The sequence below is a fragment of the bacterium genome, assembly GCA_040755795.1.
Classification (GTDB): domain Bacteria; phylum UBA9089; class CG2-30-40-21; order CG2-30-40-21; family SBAY01; genus JBFLXS01.
On the sequence record JBFLXS010000227.1, the window covers coordinates 1 to 6,499 of the forward strand.

Here is a 6,499-nt window from a genome sequence, read left to right on the forward strand (position 1 = left end):
GTGGCAGGATATAACCGATATGCGGGCATGGATGTTATCGGAGACAGAAGGTAGTGGTGAGACACGGACAGTGCATATGCAGGTTAGAGATAAGGCAGGCAATATGGCAACTTACACCGATACCATATTGTATGATAAGACAGCACCATCAGGCACAATCACGATACTTGGACAGGATATGAGAGAAGAGTATGCGACAGCAACTGCGGTTGCTCTGGTGATAAGTGGGTTGCCAATAGATATAGACCAGATGCGGTTTACTAATAATGGCGATATCTGGAGTGAATGGGGCACAGCGACTATGGGGACATTAACCTGGCAACTTGATTTTGGATTAAAACCAACAGAGGTATTAACAGATGGGACACGGACAGTCTGGATGGAGGTAAAGGATATATCAGGGAAGACAGCGATATACTATGATTCCATTATTCTTGATACAACAGCACCAGATGGGGCAATTACCATCAAGGCAGGGGATACCTACAGCACAGGGACAGGCGTGAGTATTCTGTTGGAGTATAGTGATAATATGAGTGGGGTAGTGAGATTGTTGTATCGAGAGGATGGGACAGAGACCTGGAGTCAGATAAATATTGGGACATTGACCAGTGGAGCGACAACTACCACTATTACCTTAACAGGTGGAGATGGGATACGGACGGTTTATTACCAGATAGTGGATGTTGTCAGATGGAATTCCGGGACGATAAGCGATAGCATTATTCTGGATACGAGAGTACCGAGAGGGACATTTACGATTAACTACGATGCCACCTATACCACCATGAGGAATGTAACCTTAACCGGGTTTGAGTATGACGATGCAGTAAGTGGCATAGACCAGATACGGTTCCGTAATGAAGCAGGTAGTTGGACGGTGTGGCAGGATATAACCGATATGCGGGCATGGATGTTATCGGAGACAGAAGGTAGTGGTGAGACACGGACAGTGCATATGCAGGTTAGAGATAAGGCAGGCAATATGGCAACTTACACCGATACCATATTGTATGATAAGACAGCACCATCAGGCACAATCACGATACTTGGACAGGATATGAGAGAAGAGTATGCGACAGCAACTGCGGTTGCTCTGGTGATAAGTGGGTTGCCAATAGATATAGACCAGATGCGGTTTACTAATAATGGCGATATCTGGAGTGAATGGGGCACAGCGACTATGGGGACATTAACCTGGCAACTTGATTTTGGATTAAAACCAACAGAGGTATTAACAGATGGGACACGGACAGTCTGGATGGAGGTAAAGGATATATCAGGGAAGACAGCGATATACTATGATTCCATTATTCTTGATACAACAGCACCAGATGGGGCAATTACCATCAAGGCAGGGGATACCTACAGCACAGGGACAGGCGTGAGTATTCTGTTGGAGTATAGTGATAATATGAGTGGGGTAGTGAGATTGTTGTATCGAGAGGATGGGACAGAGACCTGGAGTCAGATAAATATTGGGACATTGACCAGTGGAGCGACAACTACCACTATTACCTTAACAGGTGGAGATGGGATACGGACGGTTTATTACCAGATAGTGGATGTTGTCAGATGGAATTCCGGGACGATAACAGATAGCATTATTTTAGATACAACTTTACCTGTTACTACTCTCAAAGGGATAACCAGTGTTCAGGTAAAGAATGATATAATCATTATTGGGACAGCAACCGATACCCCAACTCAAATAGTTAGAGTAGAGTATCGTATAGATTCTGGCAGTTGGATTCAGGCAGAGTCTAACGACGGCAAATTTGATTCTGGGACAGAGGCATTTAGTATCATATTAGTAGAATTACCAGAAGGGACTCATACCATTACCGCCCACGCAATAGATGCCGCTGGCAATATTGGTTTATCGACTTCCACTACATTTTTAGTTGATACACAGGGACCTATGCTTTCTAATATTCAAATTACGCCTCAGATAACCAATAAATCACCAGTAATTACAGGGACAGTAACAGATGGATACAATGTACCAATAGAGGTAAGATATTGGATAGATACATATTATGGCACAAATACACCAAATTATGCGACGATGACAATTTTATTACCAGGACGATTACAGTCAGATATTACAGGGACGATTAATGTCTCTGGATTGGAAGAAGGAGAGCATACAGTTTATATTCAATCTATGGATTTGGTTGGTAACTGGGGAGATGTAGCAATATCCAAATTTATTTATTCCAGAACAGGGTTAATTGTTGAGATTACACAAGCCCCTCCTGAAATTACCAATCAAGGCACTCTCAGTATTAGTGGACTTGCCTATAATATTACAGGGGTTAAGATTATAGAGATTAGGTGTATGTTGGATGATAAGAATATAGGCACTTATACCTATGATACTATTATTGTTGCCAAATATGTTTTTGGAACAATTACTGGCTTTGTTGACGGAACACATACAATATCTATTATTGCCAAAGATGCGGCTTTAAATCAAGCAACTGCAACTGCAACATTCTTTGTTGACCGTAAAAAACCAACTATTGGCACGATTAATGTTATCTATCCAACCGGGCAAACCAGGGCTAAAGAAGGAGATGTTGTAACTATCAAGGTAGAAGTTACTGAGACAGGGACACCGTCAGGTATTTCTCATGTGCTATTAGATGCAAGCAATATAGGAGGAGAGGCTAATCAGGTAATGAGTCATAATGGCGATACTTATACCGCACAAGTAACCCTATCTGATACCTCTCCTAATATAGAAATAGAAAGGTTGATTACAATAAAGGCTACAGACCGGGCTAATAATTATAACGAGGGCACGCAAACTGTATTTATTGACAACAAAACACCTGTATTCTATTCTCTTGATAGTAACAAGGATATTTATAAAGATGGAGAGACTATTATTCTAACGATTAAATTAGATTCGGGTTCTTATACCTTACGAGCAAATTTTTCAGGTATAGATAATACCTATCATGTTGGCTCTGAAACATGTGAATATAATGATGGAACTTATACTATCACTTATACAATTAGTCTGCAAAATACCACTCGTGATGGTAAATATTCCATTCCAGTCTTTGCCACAGACCAGGCGAATAATATAACAGAAAGACATATCAGCATTGACCTCAACAATCGTGCTACGGGTGTATTTACTGCTCAACCAGATGAAGTAAAGAATGGGGATACAATAATATTTACCTATACTCTTCCACAAAATGGTAGTTTTACTGTCTGTATAATTAATCTATTCAACCTTGATAGCACAGTTTCTGGGACTGTAACGATGAGTGATATGGGTAATGGAATTTATAAGCTTATACACCTAATAAGTTTAGCCAATACCTGTACCAGTGGGACTAAGATAATCAACGCAAATATTTATGATACTAAAGGTAATCTATTTGGTTCAGATACAGTGACAGTTGTTTTAGATAATCAGCCGCCGGAAGTTTTAGGCACCATTTCACAAAATATCCGACCAAAACCAGTAGAAAAGAATGGTAGATTAGAGATTTATGTGGCAGAGATAGAGATATTTGGGTCTATTACAGGGGAGGCAAGATTAGTCTGGTGGAAGAGTGGGAATATAATAAGCAATAAAGTTATTATGGTAGATAGTGGGTTTTACTTTAATCATGTTCCAGTAGAAATGGGAACAAATCCTGTAACTATTTTTGTTGAGGATGAAATTGGCAATGTCGGTAGTCAGACAGTTATACTTTATCGGATAGAAGGTAAGGTATCTGAACCAGTTGGTGCGGCAGGTGGTGTCGTCGAAAATCCTGATGGCACTAAGGTAGAAATTCCAGCTAATGCATTACTGGTTGTTATAAATATTAGTATTAATACCTTACCAGCAGAGATAGAAGCAGAAAAGAAACCAGTGAACGATAATATCCAATTATTAGGTATTCCGCATGAATTTGGTCCTTCAGGGATAGTATTTTATCAGCCAGTTAAGATGGTTTTTGTTTATACTGATGTTGACCTTGAGCGATTTGCAAAGAAGATAGGAAGACCGATTGATGAGAGTGAATTAAAGATATTTTTCTGGGATGAAGAAAGGCATGATTGGATTAAAGTAGGTGGTGTTGTAGATGCCAATAATAACACAGTTTGGGTTTATGTTAATCACTTCACGATTTATGACCTTGGAATAGATACTGCTCCACCACCTACTCAACCAGCAGTTTATATCAATAGAAATCCATTTAAGTTCGGTGAGGTAACGGAATTTATGGCTGATTTACCAAATAATGTCAGCAAAGTTACTGTCCGCATATTTGACCTTTCAGGGGACTTAGTGCGGGTAATATCAGAAGACCAGTCTTTAAGTGATAAGAAAGGCCAGGCAAATGTTAATCTGGGTAGTTGGGATGGAATGAATGATTTTGGGAATTATGTTGGTAGTGGGATTTATATCTATCAGGTAATTATAACTTTCACAGATGGCAGCACTTATGTGAAAACTAAACCAATTGGAGTGGTGAAGTAAGGTAATTATCGAGCCACTGATTAGCACGGATGAATAGCAGAGGATAGAGAAAACAGAGGACAGATAATAGAGGCAAGTGTCCTCCGCTGGCGGGGATTAAGGGGTGGAAATCTCTTACACGGGCACGGATCTCGGATTTAAACAATAAAAAAATCTATGTTTCATCTGTGGCTAATAAAAAAGTAAGGAGGTAAATAAAAATGTTTATTTTAGAATTATTTAAGAAGATGGGGATTGCGGTAACCGATACTATTCTTCTCCCAATCAATTTTACCCGAGATACAGTGACAAAGTTTAATCTTCAGACTATCAGACGAACTTTACAAATTGTATCAGCCGCAGAGTATGCTACCGCAAGTAGGGCATTCCCTGAGAATTTAGATGTGCCGGCGTTTAAAAGATACCTATCCCCAATTCCAAAGGTAATGCTTAAACTATCTATTAAGGAAGGTAATGACAGTAATCAGGTAACGGTTGTGGAATCAGGCGACCTTAAACCAACAGGAGATGGCAAGGTAGGTGGATATATTTATAATTGTATGACTGGTGATATAAAGATAAACCATATAGAAAAAGATATAGCCGGTACACCTTATAATGAATATTAATATCAAAAAATGGTAATTGGTTAAATGGTAACTGGTTAAATAATTACCAGTTACCAACTATGGAGGTGATTCCGATGACAAAATGGTTAGTGACTCTCATTATTTTCTTAAGTTTTGTAGAAGATGGTCTTAGTTTGCCAATAGATTTACAGTTAGGTGCCAGACCGCAAGGTATGGGTGGGGCATTTGTAGCGATGGTAGATGATGTCAATGCCGCCTACTGGAATCCAGCCGGATTAACTCAAATTAAAACCTTCGAGGCGGCATTTATGCATGTGAACCCTTTTAGTATAGAGGAAGCAAGTATTGATTTCTCATCATTAGCCATACCAACAGATCAAAAAGGTGCTTTTGGTATTAGCTGGATTCATCAAGGGGCAGAATTAGAGGAGGGTAGGGGACAAACATATAAAAAATCTGATATGTCAGAAAATATCTTTGTATTGTCTCTTGCCCGTAAGATTATGCCTGAACTTTCCTGTGGGGTAAATATTAAAAGGCTAAGAATAGATTCTGAGGTAGGTGGTGGCGGTGGATTTGGGTATGATCTGGGATTGCTTTATACAACACCACATATTGCCTTTCTGAATAACTTTTCTTTTGGAATGATGGCTCGAAATGTATTTACTGATTTAAAAGATGAATCTGTCCCTACGACTTTGAGAATGGGTGTAGCAACAAAGGTGTATTATGACCGAATAAACATAGCGGCTGATATGGAAAAGAAAAAAGAAGTCAACAAAGAGAAAAATTCATATCAATTCCATTTTGGAGGCGAATATGCCATAACCCGTAATGTTTTATTCCGTCTTGGAAATGATGATGGCGATTGGACTTATGGAGTAGGATTCCTACTTTATAACTGGGAATTAGATTATGCCTTCTATCGCATCAAAGAATACGATTTAGATTATTCCCACCGTATTTCCGCTACCATAAAGTTTTAGCCAGGGATTAAACAGACATTCAGCAATTCTCGGTGAAAATTAAAACCGTGATTTAATGAGGATTTTGAGATGTAGGTGAAAAATATTTTTCGCGAACTTTTTTATTTTTTGGAGTGCGAAAGTGCCAGAGATGCTATCTCCTTGCTTTCGCTTTTTTCTGCAAAAGCCTGAAAGCGGTAGCAAGCTACCGCACTCCAAAAAGTAGCAAGCTACCGCACTCCATAACAATTCACCGAGAATTGCTGCTTTTGTGTAATTTTTCTGTTACGTAAAAATCATTTGTGCACATTCGGGAAACTATTTGTGGACATACTCGCATAATTTCATCACCTATTTCGAACCGATAGTTATTCCCACTTTTTTCTTGGTCACTTGAACTGAAACTCTAAGGAGTGGTTGTTCAGCCAAGGAACTTTGGGGTCAATCCCTTTGCTTTTAAGTTTCTCTTCTAA

General features: G+C 39.3%; 3 protein-coding genes. All 3 read left to right on the forward strand.

Annotated features, from left to right (window positions below):
* The first annotated feature begins 19 nt into the window (after window positions 1-19).
* The 3 genes from AB1414_13385 to AB1414_13395 all read left to right on the forward strand — a co-directional run bounded on the left by AB1414_13385 (window position 20) and on the right by AB1414_13395 (window position 6,047).
* Window positions 20-4,492 (forward strand): hypothetical protein, encoded by a 4,473-nt coding sequence (locus tag AB1414_13385; protein MEW6608414.1) that lies wholly within the window; start codon window positions 20-22, stop codon window positions 4,490-4,492.
* A gap of 200 nt (window positions 4,493-4,692) precedes the next feature.
* Window positions 4,693-5,100, forward strand: coding sequence for a hypothetical protein (locus tag AB1414_13390; GenBank protein MEW6608415.1), 408 nt, complete (start codon window positions 4,693-4,695; stop codon window positions 5,098-5,100).
* Between the two features lie 74 nt (window positions 5,101-5,174).
* Window positions 5,175-6,047 (forward strand): PorV/PorQ family protein, encoded by an 873-nt coding sequence (locus tag AB1414_13395; GenBank protein MEW6608416.1) that lies wholly within the window; start codon window positions 5,175-5,177, stop codon window positions 6,045-6,047.
* Window positions 6,048-6,499: the final 452 nt, after the last annotated feature.

Excerpts from the sequence above, each read along its gene's own strand:
- AB1414_13385 (MEW6608414.1), top strand. The coding sequence starts at position 20 with ATGCGGGCATGGATGTTATCGGAGACAGAAGGTAGTGGTGAGACACGG.
- AB1414_13395 (MEW6608416.1), top strand. The coding sequence starts at position 5,175 with ATGACAAAATGGTTAGTGACTCTCATTATTTTCTTAAGTTTTGTAGAA.
- AB1414_13390 (MEW6608415.1), top strand. The coding sequence starts at position 4,693 with ATGTTTATTTTAGAATTATTTAAGAAGATGGGGATTGCGGTAACCGAT.